Source organism: Mycolicibacterium chubuense, from assembly GCF_001044255.1.
GTDB classification, from domain to species: domain Bacteria; phylum Actinomycetota; class Actinomycetes; order Mycobacteriales; family Mycobacteriaceae; genus Mycobacterium; species Mycobacterium chubuense.
This window is the reverse complement of record NZ_JYNX01000061.1, coordinates 1-19,337: the sequence shown is the minus strand read 5'-3', so window position 1 is coordinate 19,337 and position 19,337 is coordinate 1. Positions and strand designations below refer to the sequence as shown.

Annotated in this window: 19 protein-coding genes and 3 pseudogenes; 7 read left to right on the top strand and 15 right to left on the bottom strand. The window is 69.7% G+C overall.

What is annotated here, in order from left to right; translation table 11 throughout:
* Positions 1-2: 2 nt before the first annotated feature.
* The 3 genes from MCHUDSM44219_RS22750 to fadD5 all read right to left on the bottom strand — a co-directional run bounded on the left by MCHUDSM44219_RS22750 (position 3) and on the right by fadD5 (position 3,533).
* Positions 3-872: an ABC transporter permease gene (locus MCHUDSM44219_RS22750; RefSeq protein ID WP_048420531.1), complete on the bottom strand. Its 870-nt coding sequence runs from the start codon at positions 870-872 to the stop codon at positions 3-5.
* A 1-nt stretch (position 873) separates the two neighbouring features.
* Entirely contained in the window at positions 874-1,671 is a 798-nt protein-coding gene (locus tag MCHUDSM44219_RS22745) for an MlaE family ABC transporter permease (RefSeq protein WP_048420530.1), read from the bottom strand.
* Positions 1,672-1,883: 212 nt separating this feature from the next.
* Complete coding sequence (gene fadD5, locus MCHUDSM44219_RS22740) at positions 1,884-3,533, bottom strand: fatty-acid--CoA ligase FadD5 (RefSeq protein WP_048420606.1); 1,650 nt, start codon at positions 3,531-3,533, stop codon at positions 1,884-1,886.
* Positions 3,534-3,661: 128 nt separating this feature from the next.
* On the opposite strand from fadD5, the gene MCHUDSM44219_RS22735 reads away from it, so the two are divergent.
* Positions 3,662-4,378 carry a GntR family transcriptional regulator gene (locus tag MCHUDSM44219_RS22735; protein WP_048420529.1) on the top strand — a complete coding sequence of 239 codons (717 nt, stop codon included), beginning with the start codon at positions 3,662-3,664 and terminating at the stop codon, positions 4,376-4,378.
* Here MCHUDSM44219_RS22735 and MCHUDSM44219_RS22730 read toward each other — a convergent pair.
* The 4 genes from MCHUDSM44219_RS22730 to MCHUDSM44219_RS22720 are packed head-to-tail and all read right to left on the bottom strand — an operon-like array spanning position 4,344 to position 6,552.
* The gene (locus tag MCHUDSM44219_RS22730) at positions 4,344-4,784 is read right to left on the bottom strand and encodes an SRPBCC family protein (protein ID WP_048420528.1); all 441 of its coding nucleotides are present in this window, start codon (positions 4,782-4,784) and stop codon (positions 4,344-4,346) included. The genes MCHUDSM44219_RS22735 and MCHUDSM44219_RS22730 overlap by 35 nt on opposite strands.
* 30 nt (positions 4,785-4,814) lie before the next feature.
* On the bottom strand, positions 4,815-5,636 hold the full coding sequence (locus MCHUDSM44219_RS22725) for a mechanosensitive ion channel family protein (RefSeq protein ID WP_048420527.1): 822 nt from the start codon (positions 5,634-5,636) through the stop codon (positions 4,815-4,817).
* 20 nt (positions 5,637-5,656) lie between these two features.
* Complete coding sequence (locus tag MCHUDSM44219_RS30200) at positions 5,657-5,785, bottom strand: DUF3349 domain-containing protein (RefSeq protein WP_131722343.1); 129 nt, start codon at positions 5,783-5,785, stop codon at positions 5,657-5,659.
* A 38-nt stretch (positions 5,786-5,823) separates the two neighbouring features.
* The gene (locus MCHUDSM44219_RS22720; protein WP_048420526.1) at positions 5,824-6,552 is read right to left on the bottom strand and encodes a DUF72 domain-containing protein; all 729 of its coding nucleotides are present in this window, start codon (positions 6,550-6,552) and stop codon (positions 5,824-5,826) included.
* A gap of 55 nt (positions 6,553-6,607) precedes the next feature.
* On the opposite strand from MCHUDSM44219_RS22720, the gene MCHUDSM44219_RS22715 reads away from it, so the two are divergent.
* On the top strand, positions 6,608-7,672 hold the full coding sequence (locus tag MCHUDSM44219_RS22715; RefSeq protein ID WP_236695563.1) for a peptidase M42: 1,065 nt from the start codon (positions 6,608-6,610) through the stop codon (positions 7,670-7,672).
* Here the strand turns inward: MCHUDSM44219_RS22715 and MCHUDSM44219_RS22710 are convergent.
* The gene (locus tag MCHUDSM44219_RS22710; protein WP_048420525.1) at positions 7,669-8,340 is read right to left on the bottom strand and encodes a TetR/AcrR family transcriptional regulator; all 672 of its coding nucleotides are present in this window, start codon (positions 8,338-8,340) and stop codon (positions 7,669-7,671) included. The two genes, MCHUDSM44219_RS22715 and MCHUDSM44219_RS22710, sit on opposite strands and share 4 nt — an antisense overlap.
* 146 nt (positions 8,341-8,486) lie before the next feature.
* Here MCHUDSM44219_RS22710 and MCHUDSM44219_RS30540 point away from each other — a divergent pair.
* Positions 8,487-8,594: pseudogene (locus tag MCHUDSM44219_RS30540) on the top strand (CAP domain-containing protein); the annotation flags it as partial.
* On the opposite strand, the gene MCHUDSM44219_RS22705 reads toward MCHUDSM44219_RS30540, so the two are convergent.
* From MCHUDSM44219_RS22705 to MCHUDSM44219_RS22690, 4 genes are all read right to left on the bottom strand, one after another.
* Positions 8,579-8,899 carry a hypothetical protein gene (locus MCHUDSM44219_RS22705; RefSeq protein ID WP_236695562.1) on the bottom strand — a complete coding sequence of 107 codons (321 nt, stop codon included), beginning with the start codon at positions 8,897-8,899 and terminating at the stop codon, positions 8,579-8,581. The pseudogene MCHUDSM44219_RS30540 and the gene MCHUDSM44219_RS22705 sit on opposite strands and share 16 nt — an antisense overlap.
* 143 nt (positions 8,900-9,042) lie before the next feature.
* Positions 9,043-9,822, bottom strand: a complete 780-nt coding sequence (locus MCHUDSM44219_RS22700; RefSeq protein WP_048420524.1) for an ABC transporter ATP-binding protein — start codon at positions 9,820-9,822, stop codon at positions 9,043-9,045.
* On the bottom strand, positions 9,806-10,843 hold the full coding sequence (locus MCHUDSM44219_RS22695; RefSeq protein WP_048420523.1) for a taurine ABC transporter substrate-binding protein: 1,038 nt from the start codon (positions 10,841-10,843) through the stop codon (positions 9,806-9,808). The genes MCHUDSM44219_RS22700 and MCHUDSM44219_RS22695 overlap by 17 nt, the downstream gene beginning before the upstream one ends.
* Positions 10,840-11,709 carry an ABC transporter permease gene (locus MCHUDSM44219_RS22690; protein WP_048420522.1) on the bottom strand — a complete coding sequence of 290 codons (870 nt, stop codon included), beginning with the start codon at positions 11,707-11,709 and terminating at the stop codon, positions 10,840-10,842. The genes MCHUDSM44219_RS22695 and MCHUDSM44219_RS22690 overlap by 4 nt, the downstream gene beginning before the upstream one ends.
* A gap of 236 nt (positions 11,710-11,945) precedes the next feature.
* On the opposite strand from MCHUDSM44219_RS22690, the pseudogene MCHUDSM44219_RS31305 reads away from it, so the two are divergent.
* The 3 genes and pseudogenes from MCHUDSM44219_RS31305 to pntB form a co-directional block, all read left to right on the top strand.
* Positions 11,946-12,860 (top strand): annotated as a pseudogene (locus MCHUDSM44219_RS31305) (Re/Si-specific NAD(P)(+) transhydrogenase subunit alpha); the annotation flags it as partial.
* An 89-nt stretch (positions 12,861-12,949) separates the two neighbouring features.
* Positions 12,950-13,444 (top strand): annotated as a pseudogene (locus MCHUDSM44219_RS31300) (proton-translocating transhydrogenase family protein); the annotation flags it as partial.
* Between the two features lie 4 nt (positions 13,445-13,448).
* Complete coding sequence (pntB, locus tag MCHUDSM44219_RS22680; protein ID WP_048420521.1) at positions 13,449-14,888, top strand: Re/Si-specific NAD(P)(+) transhydrogenase subunit beta; 1,440 nt, start codon at positions 13,449-13,451, stop codon at positions 14,886-14,888.
* Between the two features lie 259 nt (positions 14,889-15,147).
* Here the strand turns inward: pntB and MCHUDSM44219_RS22675 are convergent, their stop codons facing one another.
* Together MCHUDSM44219_RS22675 and MCHUDSM44219_RS22670 are read right to left on the bottom strand one after the other, a co-directional pair.
* Positions 15,148-16,326 carry a sensor histidine kinase gene (locus MCHUDSM44219_RS22675; protein ID WP_109777909.1) on the bottom strand — a complete coding sequence of 393 codons (1,179 nt, stop codon included), beginning with the start codon at positions 16,324-16,326 and terminating at the stop codon, positions 15,148-15,150.
* A gap of 1 nt (position 16,327) precedes the next feature.
* Positions 16,328-16,969 carry a response regulator gene (locus MCHUDSM44219_RS22670; protein ID WP_082162347.1) on the bottom strand — a complete coding sequence of 214 codons (642 nt, stop codon included), beginning with the start codon at positions 16,967-16,969 and terminating at the stop codon, positions 16,328-16,330.
* A 145-nt stretch (positions 16,970-17,114) separates the two neighbouring features.
* Between MCHUDSM44219_RS22670 and MCHUDSM44219_RS22665 the strand changes: the two genes are divergently transcribed.
* Complete coding sequence (locus MCHUDSM44219_RS22665) at positions 17,115-18,077, top strand: AraC family transcriptional regulator (RefSeq protein WP_048420520.1); 963 nt, start codon at positions 17,115-17,117, stop codon at positions 18,075-18,077.
* A 1-nt stretch (position 18,078) separates the two neighbouring features.
* Here the strand turns inward: MCHUDSM44219_RS22665 and MCHUDSM44219_RS22660 are convergent, their stop codons facing one another.
* Positions 18,079-19,284 (bottom strand): FAD-dependent oxidoreductase, encoded by a 1,206-nt coding sequence (locus MCHUDSM44219_RS22660; RefSeq protein WP_048420601.1) that lies wholly within the window; start codon positions 19,282-19,284, stop codon positions 18,079-18,081.
* Positions 19,285-19,337 lie beyond the last annotated feature (53 nt).

Genomic DNA, 19,337 nt, shown 5'->3' with positions numbered 1-19,337 from the left:
CGCTACACCGTCAGGTTGAAGTTCGGGTCGACGCCGTAGAGCGCCAACGACGCGAACAGGACAACACAGACGATCGCGATCAACGAGGCTCGCATCGACCGGCCGACGGCCTCACCGACGCCGACGGGACCGCCGCTGGCGTAGAAGCCGTAGTAGCAGTGGTTGAGCATGACGATCACCGAGATGATGATCGCCTGCACGAACGACCAGAACACGTCGTCCGGCCGCAGGAAGGTCCGGAAGTAGTGCTCGTAGGTGCCGGTCGACTGCCCGTAGATCAATGTCGTCGTGACCTGCGCCGACAGGAAACTCATGATGATCGCCATCGCGTAGAGCGGGATGATCACGACGAAGCCCGCCACGATGCGCGTGGACACCAGGTAGGAGATGGACTTGATGCCCATCACCTCCAGGGCGTCGATCTCCTCGCTGATCCGCATGGCGCCCAGCTCGGCGGTCGCGCCGGCGCCGACGGTGGCCGCCAGTGCCTGACCCGCGACGACGGGCGCGGCGATGCGCACGTTGATCAGCGCCGCGAAGAATCCGGTGAACGCCTCGACACCGATGTTGCCCAGCGACGCGAAGCCCTGGATCGCGACGAGCGACGAACCTGACAGCGTGACGAAGCCGACGATGGCGACGGTGCCACCGATGACGGCCATCGCGCCGGTGCCCATGCCGATCTCGGCGACCAGGCGCAGCATCTCCTTGCGGTAGTACCGCATCGCATGCCCGATCGATCCGACCGCGGTGACGACGAACCAGGCGATGTGGCCCATCGAGTCCAGGCCACGGCCGGGCGCGCCGGCCACCTTCTGGGCGGCCGCGGCACCCCGGGGGAACCGGGACCGCAGAACGGCAGCAGTCGACATGTCAGCTCCCCGTTCCGAATTTCACACCGATGGTGGTCAGCACGACGTTGACCGCGAACAGCGCGATCACGCACAGCACCAGCGTCTCGTTCACCGCGGTGCCCACGCCCTTGGCGCCGCCGGCGCACGTCAGCCCGCGGTAGCAGCCGACCAGACCGGCGATCAGGCCGAACGTCAGGGCCTTGACCAACGAGATGATCACCTCGGGCAGGCCGGTGACGAGGGTCAGCGTGGAGACGTAGGCGCCGGCCGACACGTTCTGCAGGTACACACCGAAGATGAAGCCGCCCACGAGGCCGATGGTGATGACCGCGCCGTTGAGCAGCATCGCGACGAAGGTCGAGGCGATCACGCGGGGCACCACCAGCCGGTGGATGGGGTCGATGCCCAACACCTCGAGCGCGTCGATCTCCTCGCGGATGGTGCGGGCGCCGAGGTCGGCGCAGATGGCGGTGGAGCCGGCACCGGCGACGACGAGCACCGTCACCAGCGGACCCAGCTGGGTGACCGCGCCGAGCGCCGCGCCCGCGCCGGAGATGTCGGCCGCGCCGAACTCGGTCAGCAGGATGTTGAGCGTGAAGATCAGCAGCACGGTCAGCGGGATGGACACCGCGACGGTGGGCAGGAAGGCGACCCGCAGCAGGAACCAGCTCTGCAGGATGAACTCGCGCCACTGGAACGGCGGCCGCAGCAGGGCCTTGCCGACCAGCACGCACATGCGCACGAAGCCACCGACCGCTACCAGCGCCGGTCTGACCTGATCGCGCACGTAGCCCGTCAGGTTGGAAGTGGTGGTCACCGCAGACCTCTCGCGACTAATCCGTCGCTGGTGTAGCGCACCGGCAGCACCTGACGCACGCCCCTTTCCAGCCCCAACCCCAACCGTGTGAGCCCCGCCTCCCTACCGGTTGGTAGTAAGGCGGACCACAGGACTGTACCCGATCCCTCGGACCGCCCGTACCGCATCCGCGGGATTAGCCCCTCAACCGTTAGCAAATGATCCCCTTCCGGCTAACCTGGCTGCTGCCCGGCCGAAACCGTTGTCCGAGTGGAACTTTCGCGAGCGTCAATCTGGTCGCCGGCGGCGAAGCGTGCGCGCAGTTCGGTCTTGAGCACCTTGCCCGCCGGATTCCTGGGCAGCGCCTCGACGATTTCGAGGGCCTTGGGGTGCTTGTACCGGGCGAGCCGCTCGGTCAGGAATCGGTCGAGATCGGCCAGCGTCAAAGCGACCTCACCGGATGCTCTCAGCGAACTCCGGGTAACGACCACAGCAACCGGGACCTCGCCCCACTTCTCGTGGCTGCGGCCGATCACCGCGACCTCGACGATGTCCGGATGGGCGGCGAGCACGTTCTCCACTTCCGCGCAGTAGATGTTCTCGCCGCCCGAGATGATCATGTCCTTCTTACGGTCGACGACCCAGATGTAACCCTCCTCGTCCTGCCGGACGAGGTCGCCGGAATGGAACCAGCCGCCCGCGAAGGCCTCCGCCGTCGCCGCGGGGTTGTTCCAGTAGCCGGCCATCAGCGTCGGCGCCCGGTAGACGATCTCGCCGACCTGCCCCACCGGCACGTCGTTCATCTCTTCGTCGACGATGCGCGCCGACACCGTCGGGATGACCTTGCCGACCGAACCGAGTTTGCGCAGCGCGTCCTCGCCCAACAGCATGCAGGTCACCGGAGACATCTCCGTCTGCCCGAAGGCGGCCAGGATCTGGGCGCCGGGGAACGTGTCGGCCATCTCGCGCAGCAGCGTGTCCGACGCCGGCGCGGCACCCCAGGACAGCACCCGCAGTCTGAGGTCCCGGGGCTCGGCGCGCTGCGCGGCGCACACCGCCTGCCACTGAGCGGGCACCAGGAAGATGCCTGTCACCTTCTCGGCCGCCAGCACGTCGAGCAGTTCCCCGGGATCGAACGCGCCGAGCGGGTAGATCACCGTCGGCCGGCCGAGCAGCAGGCCGAAGATCGTGTTGCCGATCCCGGCGATGTGGAAGAGCGGCACCCCGACGAACCCGATGTCGTGGTTGATGTCGGCGCCGATGGTGAACAGGTGCGTCAGCGCCTGGCCGGCCAGGTTGTTGTGGGTGAGCACCGCACCTTTGGGACGCCCGGTGGTGCCGGAGGTGTACATGATCAGCGCGGGCGAATCGTCGGGGATGTCCACCGCAGGGCACGGCGCGTTCTCGGCCAGCAGGTCCTCGTAGCCCAGCACCCCGTCCTCGGTGGCGCCGGCGGCGACGATCACCGTGTCGAGCGTGGCGTCGAGGTCCCGCACGGCGGTGGCGACCCCGGCCAGTACGGGCTCGGTGACGACGACCGCGGCCTGGCAGTCCGACACCAGGAACGCGATCTCCGGCGGGGTCATCCGGAAGTTGACCGGCACGGCGATCCCGCCGAGCTTGTTGACCGCCAGCGTCGACTCGATGAACTCCGGACGGTTGAGCATCAGGATCAGCACCCGGTCGCCGAATCCGACGCCGCGCCGGTGCAGCGCCCCGGCCAGCGCGCTGACCCGGCGGTCCAACTCGGCCCAGGTGGTGGTGGCGCCGAGGAACCGCAGTGCCGTCGCTTCGGGCTGCATCAGCGCGTGCCGGCTCAGCTGATTGGCCCAGTTCTGCCTGCGGGCCAGGTAGGGCTGCTCCGGCACGCTCGTCGAAGTCACCGTCGTCCGCTCCGTCACTGTGAGTTGCGCGAGGATGATATTTGATCAAACATGATGTTGCCTCGGTCACACTATGGGCCAGGCGGCGTCGGGACAACCCGTCGTCACATCTGAAGGGCGGCACCGCGATGATCGCTCCCGCCGGAGCACGACCCGCCGGCGCGGTGCGCCGCGAACAGCTCTCCGACGAGGTCGCCTCCCGCCTGCGCACCGAGATCATGACCGGGGTGCTGCGCCCCAACACCTTCATCCGCCTCGACGAGACCGCGGCCCGCCTCGGTGTGAGCATCACCCCAATCCGGGAGGCGCTGCGCACCCTGCGCGGCGAAGGCATGGTCGAGCTCGAGCCGCACCGTGGGCACCGCGTGGTTCCGTTGTCCCGCAACGACATCGAGGACATCTTCTGGCTCCAGTCGACGATCGCCCAGGAGCTCGCCGCGACGACCGCGCGGCGCATCACCGACGAGCAGATCGACGAGCTCGAGGTGCTCAACGCGGCCATGGCGGCCGCGGTCGAGCAGCAGGATCCCGACGCGATCGCGGCCGCGGAGTTCGCCTTCCACCGCACGTTCAACCGCGCCTCGGGGCGGATCAAGCTGGCCTGGTTCCTGTTGCACGCCACCCGGTATCTGCCGCCGCAGCTGTTCGCCTCCGACCGGACCTGGGGCGCCGAAGCGGTCGCCAGCCACGACCGGCTGATCGCCGCGCTGCGGCGCCGCGACACCGCGACGGTGGTCGATCTGACCGAGGACCAGTTCGCCGACGGGCTGTCGCGCCTGCTCGGCTACCTGGACCAGGTCGGACTGTGGGCTAGCCGGCCGCGAGCTGCTCGGCGCGGGTCTTGAGGTTGTCGGCGAGGTAGTCGAGCGTGTCGCCGATGGCCTTCTTGACCATCGGTTTGGGCAGCGCCAGCTTGGTCTCCACGTCGAGATCGACGGTCAGCAGTGACGTGACGCCGAGCCCGACCACCGAGAACTTCTGCTCCTGCTTGTCGAAGTGGTCGCCCTGCTGCAGCACCGTGTAGATCTGATTCTCGCCGGGGTAATAGACCGCGGTGATGAACGTGCCGGCCTGACCCTGCACCACGACGTCGAGCCGCAGCTGGCTCGGCCGTCCGTCGTCGTAGCGGGCGAGGATCCAGCAGCCCTTGATCTCCTCGTTCCACAGCGGGTAGCTCTCGAAGTCGGCGACGATCGCCATGATCGACTCTGCGGGCGCTGCGACCTCGACTGTCTTGCTCACCAACGGCATCGGCTGAGCATAGCGACTCGCGCCGGCGCCTCACGCGGTCGTGGCGATGCCCTCCCGGCGCAACGCGGGCACCACCAGCGCGCGCAGCTCGCGGCCCACCTCGAACTGCTTGCCCGGCAGCGTCCGTGCCACCATCCGCACGTTGATGGTGTCGACCTGGATGCTCTCGACGCCCATCAGCTGCGGCTCGTCGAGCAGCAGGTCGGCCAGGGCGTCGCGGCGCATCGCCGCAGCCGACACGTCGCGCAGCACCTCGTTGACCGCGGCGATGTCCGCCGCTGCAGGCAGGGGGATGTCGATCACCGCGCGGGCCCAATCCTTGGACAGGTTCAGGGCTTTCACGATCGTTCCGTTCGGGACCGTGTACACCTCACCCTCGGCCGTGCGCAGCGTGGTGACCCGCAGGGTCACCGATTCGACTGTGCCGGTTGCGGTTCCACCCGAGGAGATGGTCAGTTCGACGAGGTCACCGAAGCCGTACTGCTTCTCGGTGATGACGAAGAACCCGCTGAGCAGGTCCCCCACGATGCGCTGCGCCCCGAACCCCAGTGCGCCGCCGAGCACCGCGGCCGGCGCGACCAGCGAGCCGATCGGCAGCCCCAACCGGTCCGCGACCTCGAGGCTCGCGCCGGCATAGAGCAGCGTGATCGCCACCGAGGAGACCACCGAGGCCAGCGTCTGCCGGTGCTTGACGTTCTCGGAGCGCACAGCCGCATCGTCGCTCGCGGCCAACCGGCGGCTGATGCGGCGCGCGAGGCTGCGGATCGCCCGGCCGGCGAGGACGGCGAACAGCACCACGAGCGCGATGGGCACACCCGTGGTGAGCAGCCATCGCACGACGGTGTCGATCATCGGCAGGTCCGCCGACGCCGTCAGCGCGCTGTGGCCGACGACGGAGGCAGCAGAGCCAGCGCGACGACATACCCCTGGCGCGGCGCCGCAGCGGGATATCCCGCGCGGAGGAACGCGTGCACTGCGGTGACGATGCGGGGGGCCCTCATGGCGGGTTCGCGTACCCGCCTCACGGGGGTGCCAAACGTCAGGCGGCCAGGGCGGCGCGCAGATCTCTGGCGTTGCGCACGGCGTTGCCGCCGAGGTCGTTGTTGAAGTACACCAGCACGTCGCGGCCCTGCCCGTCCCACTCGCGGATCCGGTCGGCCCACCACCGCAGGTCCTCGGGGCTGTAGGAGCCGCCGTAGAGCGCACCGGGATCGGGGCCGTGCAGCCGCACGTAGACGAACCGGGCCGTCGCCGTCAGCAGGCACGGCAACCCCGCACCGCTCATCACCACGTACGCGGCCCCGTGGCGCTCGAGGACGGCGAACGCGCCGGGGTCGTTCCAGGAGGGGTGCCGGAACTCCACCGCCACCGGGATGGCTGCGGGCATCACGTCGAGGAAGTGATCGAGCCGCGCGTCGTCACGCTCCATCGTCGGCGGCAGTTGTACCAGCAGCGGTCCGGCCCGGTCGCCGAGCGCGCTCCAGCCGCGGTGCAGGCGCTCGACCCAGATCTCCGGCGAGCTCAGCCGGCGGGCATGGGTCAGGCCGCGGGCCGCCTTCACCGCCATCAGGAAGCCTGGCGGCAGCTGGTCCCGCCAGCGCTCGAACCACGCGTCCGGTGGCCACCGGTAGAAGCTTCCGTTCAGCTCGACGGTGTCGAATTCGGCGGCGTAGCGCTCCAATCGCCGCGCCGGGGCCAGCCCGCGTTCGTAGAGGACGCCCACCCAGTGGTTGTACGACCATCCCGAGGTGCCGATGCGGATCGTCACGGCAGGTCGGGTACCCGCCCGTTTGCCGATCACCGCATCGGCAATTGCTACCGGTGTGACCGCCTACCGACCGCTGCTCCAGGAACTGCTGTTCGCCTACGGACCGTGTGGGCAGGAGGACGCGGTCCGCGACGTGTGCCTGCGCGAACTGCAGCCCGAGGTCGACGAGGCGTGGACCGATCCGGCCGGCAACGTGATCGGTGTGCTGCGCGGCGGCGACGCGCCCGCGGTGCGCGTGATGGCGCACATGGACGAGCTGTCGATGCTGGTCAAGCGCATCGATGCCGACGGCACCCTGCACCTGACGCCGCTGGGCACGATGTACCCGGGCAACGTCGGCCTCGGACCGGTGGCCGTGCTCGGGCAGCACACGACGGTGTGCGGCGTGCTGGCGCTCGGCTCCGAGCACACCACCCGGGAGAGCCCGCGCATCTGGCGGACCAAACCCGATCAGGGCGACAAGGCGCTGGACTGGCCCGACGTCTACGTCTTCACCGGACTGACCGGCACCGAACTGCGCCACGCCGGCGTCGCGCCGGGTACCCGCGTGTGCGTCGACCGCTGCAGGCGCACCCTGGTCGACGTCGGCAACGACTACCTCGGCTGCTACTTCCTCGACGACCGTGCCGCGCTCACCGCGCTGCTGTGCTGCGCCCGTGACCTGCGCGGCGGCGCCACACCGCCGGGCGACGTGTACTTCGTGTGCACCACCAACGAGGAGATCGGCGGCATCGGCGGCGGGTACGCCAGCCGGACCCTGCCCGGCGAGCTGACCCTGGCCCTCGAGGTGGGGCCCACCGAACCCGAGTACGGCACGCAGGTCGGGGGTGGCCCGATCGTCGCTTACAGCGACGCGCTGTGCGTCTATGACAAGTCCGTGGCCGACCGGCTGATGGACATGGCCGACGAGCTGGGCCTGGCGCCGCAGGCCGCGGTGCTCGGCGCGTTCGAGTCCGACGCCTCGCACGCCAAGGCGAGTGCGCTCACGCCGCAGGCCGGGCTGCTGTGCCTGCCCACGCTGAGCACCCACGGGTTCGAGGTGATCGCCAACGGCGCCATTCCCGCGATGGCCGACGTGCTGACCGGGTTCCTGCGCGACCCGTGGCGCGAGCTCGGCTAGCCGCCCGAGCGGGCGTCGGCCTGGTCGGCGCCCAGCGGGGAATCGTGGCGCACCGCCTCGTCGCGGATCAGCCCGCGCAGCAGCGCGGTGCTGAACTCGACGGCGATCTCCTGGGCCGTGCGCCGGCCGTGCGGACGCAGCCAGCGGTAGGACCCCAGCGTCATCCCGATGTAGCCGAGCGCGAGCACGTGGGAGTCGCACTCGTAGAACTCGCCGCTGGCGATGCCACGGTCGATCACGTCGCGGACGTGCTCGTAGACCTGGGTTTCCTTCTCCCGGATGTAGGCCACCTGCTCCTCGGTGAACCACTCGGTGATGTAGGGGGCTTCCTGGAAGTAGACGGCCGCGCGCTCGATGTCGCTGGAGATGCCGACCAGCAGGCGCCGAGTGAAGTGGTAGATCGTCTCGCGGGCCGAGGCCGACGGGTCGTCGTGCAGCGCGTCGACGGTGAAGTCGGCCGCGCCCTTGTAGATGTCGTAGAGGATCAGCGACTTGCTCGCGTAGTAGTGGTAGACCGTCGCCTTGTTGAGCCCGACCGCGTCGGCGACGTCGTCCATCCGGGTGCCGTGGTAGCCGCGCGCGGCGAAGAGCTTGGTGGCCACGGCCAGCAGTTCCTCGCGGCGGGACATACCGTTGCTCGGCCCGGTCGGCACAGCGGTCTCAGACATGGTGACTCACTCTAGAACGGACCGGTGGGTCCACGATCCACTAACTGGTTGGTTCAGTCTAGGTCGTTGCCCTGTGACCGCAGCCCCAGCCGGTCTAGACTTCCTGCAGAGCCAGCGTGCACGGCCGACGGAGAGGTATCGCGGTGGACCCCAATCCCGATTACGACGCAAGCGACGAAGTCGAGTACGGCATCAACTGGTTCGCGTGGATCCTGCGCGGGGTGTACCCGCCACCCTCCTACCCGCCGGTCTGATCGGCCATCTGGCGCCCGAACCGACGTTTGGGCGCCAAAGTGCGTGTGCGCCGCACCATCTCGTCGAGTTCGGCGCGGCTTTTCTGTACCACCACTGAGACGTGCCCGCGGATCTCCGCGCGCCAGTCCCTCGGCGGCACAGGCTCCTGGTCCGGCGGCCACAGAATCGGAGGCTCGATGAGCGCGAGTTGCTTCCCGGGCTCCACCGGCCGCAGGTCCTCCTCGTAGCGCTCCCCGCATTTTCGGCAACGCACCTCGTAGCGCATCCCGTCGGGTTCGCCCTCGATGAAGACGTAGTCCGCCATCGAGACACACCGCGGGCACCGTGCCAATCCGCGCTCCACCACCATGCTCACCTCGACATCGTGCGGCCCGTGGGGCGCGGGGCGCACCGGCCCGGTCGATGTCGATGCGGGATCGGTGCCGTTTCGAGATGTGCCTGGACGGCTCAGGCCGCGGCGGCTTTGACGGCCCGGCCGACCTCCGCGCGCAACTCCCCGTACTCCGGCGAGCGACGCAACTCGTCGGGGTCGATGCCTGTGCGGGGCAGGTCCACCGGGATGTCCAGCGCGACCTGTCCGGGGCGACGGGTCAGCACGACGATCCGGGAGCCGAGGAACGCCGCCTCGTCGGCGCTGTGCGTGACGAACACCGTGGTGCGCCCCGATTCCGCGCTGACCTGGCGGACGTCCTCCTGCAGGCGCTCCCGGGTCAGCGCGTCGAGCGCGGCGAACGGCTCGTCGAGCAGGAACAGCGGCGTCTCGGCCGCCAGCGCCCGGGCGATCGCGACGCGCTGCTGCTGGCCGCCGCTGATCTCCCAGATGCGCCGGTGTGCGGTGCCCGCCAACCCGACCCGGTCGAGGAGCTCGTCGCGACGCTCGGCCCGCCGGTCCCGCGGCACCTTCGCGTATTTCAGCGCCAGCTCGACGTTCCCACCGACCGTCCGCCACGGGAACAGCCGCGGCTGCTGGAACACCACCCCGGCGGTCACGCCGGGAGTCGGTGCGGCACCGGCGATTTCGACCGATCCCTGACTGGGCGCCTCGAAGCCGGCGAGCAGCCGCAGCAGCGTGCTCTTGCCGCAGCCGGACGCGCCGACGAGCACCAGGAACGACCCCGGGTCGACAGTCAGGTCGACGGGTCCCAGCGCGGTGACCTCGTCGCGTCCGCTGCCGTACCGGTGGGAGACCGACGCGATCCGGATCGCTGCGTCACTGCGCGAGGACACCCGGCAGACCCTTGGTGTAGATCGCGTCCTGGAACGTCTGCAGCGGCGCCGCGGCCGGGATCTGCTTCTGCTCGGCGAGGAACTGCGACGCGCTCTGCAGGTTCACCGCGATGTTGCCCGGTTTGCCCTCGGAGCCAAGCCATTCCGGCGACGCCACCTGCTCGGGGGTCAGGTACACGCCCTGCTTGAGCTGGCCGGCGACTTCTTCGGCGCTCAGCCCGATCTCGGCGGCGATCGCCGAGGACGCGGCCGCGGGATCCTTCTGGATCAGCGTGAGCGCGCGCGCTTCCTGCTGACGCCAGATGTCGACCACCTCGGGGTGCTGGGCGGCGAAGTCGTCGGCGACCGCACCGAGGTCGAGCGTCGGCTTGCCGTCCTTGGCAAGCTGCCGGCTGGTGATCAGGTCCTTGCCCGAGGTGCGCAGCTGGTCCAGTGTCGGCAGCCACGTGTAGGCGGCGTCGATGTCACCGCGCTCCCAGGCCGCCAGGATCGCCTGGGGCTGCAGGTCGACGAGCTGAACGTCGTTGGGGGACAACCCGTTCTGGCTCAGTGCCGCGAGCAGACTGTAGTGCGCGGTGGACGCAAAGGGGGTGCCGATGCGCTTGCCCCGCAGCTGGGCGATGGTGTCGATGCCGCTGCCGTTACGCGCCACCAGGGCCTCGTTGTCGCCCGCGACGTCGAGCACGAAGGCCACCTTGTAGGGGATGTTCAGCGGCGCCGAGAGTCCGCGCGCCACCGGGCTGGACCCGAGTGCGCCGAAGTCGAGTTCCTTGGCGATGAACGCGGTGTTGACGTCGGCGCCGGAGTCGAACTTGGTCCACTTGATGTTCCAGTCGGGCAGCGCCTCTTCGAGCCACTTGTTGTTCTTGACGATCAGATCGCCGCTGGGGAAGCTCTGGTAGCCGATGCGGATCGTGGGCTTGTCTGGGTCGTTGCTCTGCTGCCCACCGTTGCCGACCGAGCAACCGGCCAGCGCCAGCACGGCCGCCACCAGCGCGACGATCAGGGACTTGCGTTTCATATCTTTCCTCTCCAGGGGACGGCCCGGCGCTCGACCGACCGCAACAGTCCGTCGATCACCAGACCTGAGACGCCGATGGCGAAGATGCCGACCAGCACGACGGGGGTGTTGTTGTAGTTGCTGGCGTCCTTGACCAGACCGCCGATGCCGGGGATGCCGTTGAACAGTTCGGCGGCCACCACCGACGAGTAGGCCATGCCGACGGCCAACCGGATCCCGGTGAACGTCTCCGGCAGCGCCGACGGGACGACGACATCGCGGATCACCTGGCGCCGTGACGCGCCCAGCGCGCGGGCGGCCTCCTGCAGCCCGACGGGTGCCGCGACCACCGCGGCGGTGGTGGCCACCGCGGCCGGCGGCAGTGCGGCCAGCGCCAGCAGTGTGATCTTGGGGGCCTCGTCGATGCCCAGCCAGATGACCAGAAGGAAGAAGTAGGCCAACGGCGGCAGCGCCCGCAGGAACGTCAGCCACGGTTCCAGCACGCTGCGCAGCCAGCCGACCGATCCCATGACGAGTCCGAGCGCGACGCCGATGGCCACCCCGATGACCACGCCGGCCAGCACGCGGCGCAGCGTCATGTAGAGGTGCTCCCACAGCAGATACCCGGCGTAGCCGCGGACGCCGTCGTGGGTGGTGGAGACGTCGACGAAGGCCCGCCACACCGTCGCCGGGTAGGGCACGAACGTCTGGTTCCAGATCCCGCTGGCGGCCGCCGCCTGCCACACGGCGCCGAACACGACGACCGACAGCAGCGGCAGGGCGGCGCGGGTCAGCCGGCGCCGCCACCGAGCGCCCCGGGGGCGCGCGTCAGGGCCGGGCGCCGCGGTAGCGGAGTCCTCGGGCGCGATGTCGACGAAAACGGACACCGGCAGACACTGACGGATCCGTCAAGTCAGGAAAAGTACTGCGCTCACGCTGAGTTGAACTGCGGCCGGCGCCCTCCCCCATGCGGGGGAGATGACGGATCGGATTGTGAGTCGCGCGTGTGCCGTCTTTAGACTGTCATCCTCCACGTCCAACGACGAGCAGCGTCGAAGTGCCCGGCACGCCGCCGGGGCCCTTCCGCAGATTCGCACGCGCAGCCTAGATCGGATCGACATCGATGATCATCGGGATACCCGCAGAGTCTCTGCCTGGTGAAACGCGGGTGGCCGCCACCCCGGCCACCGTCACGCAGCTGGTCAAACTGGGCTACGAGGTCGTAGTGCAGTCCGGCGCCGGTGCCGCCGCCAGCTTCGCCGACGCCGCCTACGTCGACGCCGGCGCCCAGATCGGCTCCCCCTGGAACGCCGACGTGGTGCTCAAGGTCAACGCTCCCGCCAACGACGAGATCGCAGCGTTGCGCGACGGTGCGACCCTGGTGAGCCTGATCTCGCCGGCGCTGAAGCCCGAACTGCTCGAGAAGCTGTCCAGCCGGCCGATCACGGTGCTCGCGATGGACGCGGTACCCCGGATCTCGCGGGCGCAGTCGCTGGACGTGCTGTCGTCGATGGCCAACATCGCCGGCTACCGCGCCGTGGTCGAGGCCGCGCACCGCTTCGGCCGGTTCTTCACCGGACAGGTGACCGCGGCGGGCAAGGTGCCGCCGGCCAAGGTGCTGGTCGTCGGCGCCGGCGTGGCCGGCCTGGCGGCGATCGGCGCGGCCGGCAGCCTGGGCGCCATCGTGCGGGCCACCGACCCGCGTCCCGAGGTCGCCGATCAGGTCAAGTCGCTGGGCGGCGAGTACCTGGCCGTCGATCCGGCGGCGGCCGAGGTGTCGGCCACCGGCTACGCCAAGGAGATGGGCGACGACTACAAGGCCCGCGAAGCCCAGCTCTACGCCGAGCAGGCCAAGGACGTCGACATCATCATCACCACCGCGCTGATCCCGGGCCGGCCCGCGCCGCGCATCATCACCGCCGAGATGGTGGCCTCGATGAAGCCGGGCAGCGTGATCGTCGACATGGCCGCGGCCAACGGCGGCAACGTCGAAGGCACCGTCAAGGACCAGGCCGATCGGCACGACAAGCAGATCATCNGCGCCAACCCGGCGACGATGGCGACGCTGAGCTGGGGCAACCGGTCGACGACGGCCTGGCCGAACCGGCGCAGCCGCGACGGGCCTTCCGCGACTTCGACGACGTCGTGCAGCGGTCGGTGACCGTGGTGCGCGACGGCGAGATCACGTGGCCACCGCCGCCCGTGCAGGTCTCGGCCGCACCCGCGGCCGCGGCCGCAGCCGCGCCGGTCGCGCAGAAGCCGGCGAAGAAGCCGATGTCGACGGGTCGCCGGCTCGGCACGGCGTTCGCCGCCGCGGCGGTGCTGTTCGCGCTGATCGCGCTGTCCCCCGCCGCACTGCAGGTGCACCTGACGGTGTTCGCGCTGGCGATCGTGATCGGCTACTACGTGATCGGCAACGTGCACCACGCGCTGCACACCCCGCTGATGTCGGTGACGAACGCGATCTCCGGGATCATCGTCGTCGGCGCACTGCTGCAGATCGGGCACGGAAACCCCGTCATCACCGCGGTGGCCGGCCTGGCGATCCTGCTGGCCAGCATCAACGTCTTCGGCGGCTTCGCGGTGACCCGCCGCATGCTGGCCATGTTCTCGAGGAGCTAAGACCATGTTCACCCTGGAGACCGCCGCCACCGCGGCCTACGTCGTCGCCGCGCTGCTGTTCATCCTGGCGCTGGCCGGACTGTCCAAACACGAGACGTCGCGCGCCGGCAACTCGTTCGGCATCGCCGGCATGGCCGTCGCGCTGATCGCGACGATCGCGCTCGCGCTGGCCCGCCACATCGAGCCGCTCGGCCTGGCGCTGCTGGTCGTCGCGATGGCGATCGGCGCCGCGATCGGGCTGTGGCGCGCGAAGGTCGTCGAGATGACGGGCATGCCGGAGCTGATCGCGCTGCTGCACAGCTTCGTCGGCCTGGCCGCGGTGCTCGTCGGCTGGAACGGCTACCTGCACGTCGAGCGCGACGCCGGCGGCGCCGAGGCGCTGCAACTGAGCCGCGAGGGCATGCTCGGGATCCACTCCGCCGAGGTCGTCATCGGCGTGTTCATCGGCGCGGTGACGTTCACCGGTTCGATCGTCGCCAACCTGAAGCTCTCGGCGCGCATCAAGTCCGCGCCGATGATGCTGCCCGGCAAGAACTTCCTCAACGTCGGCGCGCTGGTGGTCTTCGTCGCGCTGACCGTGTGGTTCGTCATCGACCCGCAGCTGTGGCTGCTCGTCGTCGTCACAGTGCTGGCGCTGCTGCTCGGCTGGCACCTGGTGGCCTCGATCGGCGGCGGCGACATGCCCGTCGTGGTGTCGATGCTCAACAGCTACTCGGGCTGGGCCGCCGCGGCGTCGGGCTTCCTGCTGGGCAACGACCTGCTGATCATCACCGGCGCGCTGGTGGGCTCCTCGGGTGCGTACCTGTCCTACATCATGTGCAAGGCGATGAACCGGTCGTTCATCTCCGTCATCGCCGGCGGCTTCGGCATCGAGGCCGGCCCGGCCGACGACAAGGACTACGGCGAGCACCGCGAGATCACCGCCGACGGTGCAGCCGAACTGCTCGCGTCGGCGACTTCGGTGATCATCACGCCCGGTTACGGGATGGCCGTCGCGCAGGCGCAGTACGGGGTCGCCGAGCTCACCCGCAAGCTGCGCGACCGCGGCATCGAGGTGCGCTTCGGCATCCACCCGGTCGCGGGCCGGCTGCCCGGGCACATGAACGTGCTGCTGGCCGAGGCCAAGGTGCCCTACGACATCGTGCTCGAGATGGACGAGATCAATGACGACTTCGACGGCACCAGCGTCGTCCTGGTCATCGGCGCGAACGACACCGTCAACCCGGCCGCGTCGGAGGATCCGTCCAGCCCGATCGCCGGCATGCCGGTGCTGACGGTTTGGAACGCCGACAACGTGATCGTGTTCAAGCGGTCGATGGCCTCGGGCTACGCCGGCGTGCAGAACCCGCTGTTCTTCCGGGAGAACACCCAGATGCTGTTCGGCGACGCGAAGGACCGCGTCGACGCGATCAACGCGGCGCTGTCGGAGACCGCGAAGGTCTGACGACGATCAAGCGGCGAGGAACGAGCCGCGTTGAGAAGACCGACCATTCAGAACGGTCTGACGACGATCAAGCGGCGAGGAACGAGTCGCGTTCTGCCCCACTGGACCCAGGTCCGCACGTTCTGCACGAGGTCACTCGCACTTCTCGTGCACAACGTGTAGACGTGTGGCTCACTGCTCGTGGTGACGTCGTCACGAGGCGGGGCGCGGGCGACCTCTCACCACAGGCGCCTCACCTCTCCTCGACCTTGGGCAGTCACTATTCGGGCGGCGACGTCGCGGTGACGAGCGTGCCGCGCCCGGGTTCGGAGTCGACGTCCATCGACCCGCCCATCGCGTCGAACCGGGCCAGCAGCGACCCCAGTCCGATGTGGCCTGCGGCCAGCGACGTGCCGACGATGTCGGGATCGAAGCCGCGGCCGTCGTCGCCGACGGTCAGGATGACCCGGTCGCCGCGGCGCATCAGATCAACGGTCACCGTCGTGGCGCCGGCGTGCTTGCCGACGTTGGTGAGCAATTCGCGGGCCGCCCGGTACAGCAGGGACTGCGACGCCGGCTTGCCGACCTCCTCCAGTTCGGCCACCACCTCGACGTCGTAGCGAATCTGGAACTGGCGCAACAGCTCCCGGATGCCCGCGGTCAGGCCCAATTGCGCCAGCACCTGCGGGTGCAGTTCGGTGACGGTGGAGCGCAGCCCGGTCGCCGTCTCCTGCAGCGCGGTGTAGACGAGGTCGAGCGCCGGGTCGGGATGCCGCTCACGGGCCTCCTCGAGCTCCATCCGCGCGGCCAGCAGCGTCTGCAGCGGACCGTCGTGCAGATGCTCGGCGACCTCCCGGTTGTGCCGCTCGTCGGACTGCATGGCTTCGGAGACCAGCTGGCGGCGCACCTCCTGCAGAGCCCGCAGCCGGGCCGCGCGCCGCGCCAGCACGAAGCTCAGCGCCGTCGTCGCGACCGCCATCCACACCATGAACCCGAAATGGGTGTACACCATGTTCGGCAGGCCGACCTTGTCGTCGCGCTTGGAGTAGAAGATCCACACCGTCAGATAGCCGCCGGCGGTGACGGCGCCGATGATCGCGGTCAGCGTGGGCCGGTCCTGGAACGCCACCGAGATGGGCAGCAGGAAGAACACCGGCAGCAGCGCCGCCGTCGCCCCGCCGCTGACCAGGCACAGCGCGATGATCACGGCCAGATCGGCGATCGTCGACGCCCAGTCGGCCCACCGCGGCACCGGCCCGCGCAGCACCGCGAGCAGCCACACCACCGCGGCCACGGCGTAGCAGCCCAGGATCCCCGCGTAGAGCTGCGGCAGCCAGTGGTCGACCTCCCAGATCCACACCAGCACCCCGATCAGCGCGATCAGCGGCACTCGCAGCACCGCGGAGACGCGCACGGGTTCGGCGGCCAGATAGTCGCGGCAGGTGCGCAGCAGATCCACGTCAGTCCAGCAGCTTGCGGCGCATCGCCTCGGCGACGACGGCGCCCCGGTCGCTGACCCCGAGCTTCTCGTAGAGCCGCTGCACGTGTGTCTTCACCGTCGACGGGGCGAGGAACAGCTCCTTGGCCATCGCCGGGATGCTGCTTCCTTTCGCGATGAGCACCAGCACCTCGCGTTCGCGCGGGCTGAGCACCGGGGCGTCGGGCTCCGCGCGGCGGCGGATCTCCCCGGCCAGCCCCGCGGCCAGGCTCGGCGCGATCACGTCACGCCCCTTCGCGCAGTCCAGCACGGCAGTGACCAGCTCCCCGCGCGTCGACTCCTTGGGCAGGAATCCGGCCGCCCCGTCCTGCAGCGCACGGTAGACGATCGCGGACTCGTCGTGTGCGGAGATCAGCAGCACCCGCGTCGGCAGATCGTCGCGCGTCACCGCCGCGGCGACGGCGGCGCCGTCCATGCCCGGCATCCGATAGTCGAGCAGCGCCACATGCGGCCGGTGCTCGCGGATCGCCGCCAGCGCGGCCGGCCCGTCGTCGGCCTCGGCCACCACGTCGATCGACCCGCTGGACTGCAGCGCCCGCACCACGCCGTCGCGGAACATCGGGTGGTCGTCGCCGACCACCACGCGGACCTTGTCGGTGCTCACCGCGCCACCATGGCGGACAGCATTTCACAGCAAAGCCGCGCCCCGCCGCTTTTGCGTGCTGCGCTGGCCCGGCCGGTAAAGTGGTCGGCAACAAGGGGGCGAAGCCATTGGCCCCGCGGCACCGCTGAACCTGGCGGGAGGCTTCATGACCAGCAGTGATCCTGCGCACGACGATCTGGTGTTCGACAGCACGGATCTCGCAGCAACCGAGGATTTCCTGGTACGGGCGTACACCAAGATGTCCATCGGGGCGGACGACGGCGAAGCGACCTCGGCGCACATCGAGCGCCAGTGGGTCGGCCCGGTCAGCTTCGACGAACTCCGGCTCGACTTCACGATGTCCTACGACGCGGCCCCGCTGGGCCGGGTCTGCCTGTGTCGGGTGCACGACGGTCGCATCGAGGAGAACTTCATCGGCGACGGACCGGACGTGTTCGCGCCCGGCGACGTCGCGCTGTTATCGCCGCCGGATCTACCCTACTCGGGCCGGGTCCGCCGGGCGAGCTTCGATCTGACGATGTTCGACACCGCACTGCTCGACCGCGTCGCGTCCTCGGCGCGGCCCGCCGACGGCGTGCGGCTGACCGGTCACCGTCCGGTGTCGGCCGCCGCGCACCGGCGGCTGAGCCGCACCATCGACTACGTCCGCAGCGTGGCGAAGGCGGACGAGCCGCCGACCCCGCTTGTCGCGTCGACCACGTCGTCGATGCTCGCCGCGGTCGTGTTGTCGACGCTGCCCAGCAACGCGGTCGTGGAACCAACGGCCACCGACCGGACCGACGCGAAGCCCGAGTTGTTGCGCCGCGCTGTGGCTTTCATCGACGACAGCGCCGACCGCGACGTCACGCTGGTCGACATCGCCGAGAGTGTCCACGTGACCCCGCGCGCGCTGCAGTACATGTTCCGCAAACACCTGGACATGACGCCGATGGAGTACCTGCGCCGGGTGCGGATGGATCACGCGCACCGCGAACTGCTCCGGTCGGATCCCGCGAGTACGACGGTCGGGATCGTCGCCGCACGCTGGGGGTTTGCCCACACCGGCCGGTTCGCCGGGATGTACCGGCAGGCCTACGGGGTGAACCCGTCGGACAGCCTGCGCAGGTGAGCTAGCGGGACGGGGTCAGACCGCGGGTCGCGGGACCCTCGATCAGTGCGCCGTCGGGTGCGAAGCGCGAGCCGTGCAGCGGGCACTCCCACGCCAGGTCGGAGTCGTTCCAGGTGACGACGCCGCCCAGATGCGGGCACACCGGGGATACCGTGCGGGTCACCCCGTCGACGATGCTGGTGGCCGTCATCCGCCAGGGCGCGCCGCTGACGATGCCCTGGCCCTCCTCGGGTTCGCCCGACGCGGTCAGCGGGGCCACCCAGCCCTTGGCCAGGTGCAGTCCGACCTGCATGTTGAGTTGGAGCGCGGTCGGGATGCCGCTGAGTTCGTGGGGGCTCCAGCTGGCGAACGCCGCGGCCCAGTCCATCCGGCCGCCGAGGATCCGGGACGACAGCGCCAGCGCGGCGGCGACCCCGTTGGTCATCCCCCACTTGTCGAATCCCGTTGCCACGAGCAGGTTCTCGAACTTGGGCAGCAGGGGTCCGACGTAGGGCAGCTCGTCGATGGGATGGTAGTCCTGCGCCGACCAGTAGTGGGTCTGCACCGCGCCGGGGTAGTGCAGCGCCGCCCAGCGTGCCAGCTCGGTGACGGCGTTCTTCGGGTGGTCGGCCCGGCCGACGGTGTGGCCGGCGCCGCCGACGATCAGCTTGTCGCCCGTCGGGGTCGGCGCGTAGCGCACGGAGCGGGTCGGCGAGTCCACCGACAGGTACATCGACCGGGTGATGTCGCCCGGGACGTCGAAGGCCAGGCAGTAGGAGCGTTTGGCCTCCATCCGCGCGAAGAAGAACCCGCGGTCGAGGACCGGAGTCCCGGTGGCCAGCACGACCTTCTGCGCGGTGACGGTGTGCTGGGCGTCGCGGGTGTCCTGGGCCTCGGCGGTGCGGCGCAGGCTCACCCGCAGCGGTCCGGTACCCGACACCGTGGTGGCGCGCACGCCCTGCAGCAGGGTGCCGCCGTGCTTCTCGAGTTCGGCGACCAGGCTGGACAGGAAAGGGATCGGGTCGATCTGCGCCTGTTCGCGCAGCCGCACGCCGCCGGCGAACGGGAACGGGACGTCGGCCTCGTCGACCCACTGCGCATCCAGCCCGGCTTCCTTGCACGCCGCCAACACGCTGCGTGCCGTGCCCAGACCCTTCTCGTTCTGGGCGTAGGCATGGTCGTCCTCGCGCTGATAACTCAGCCCGTGCTCGTCGCAGTGCCGCAGCATCTTCGGCAGCAACAACGTGGTGTCGACGACAGGGGGCTACGGCAACGCGGCGC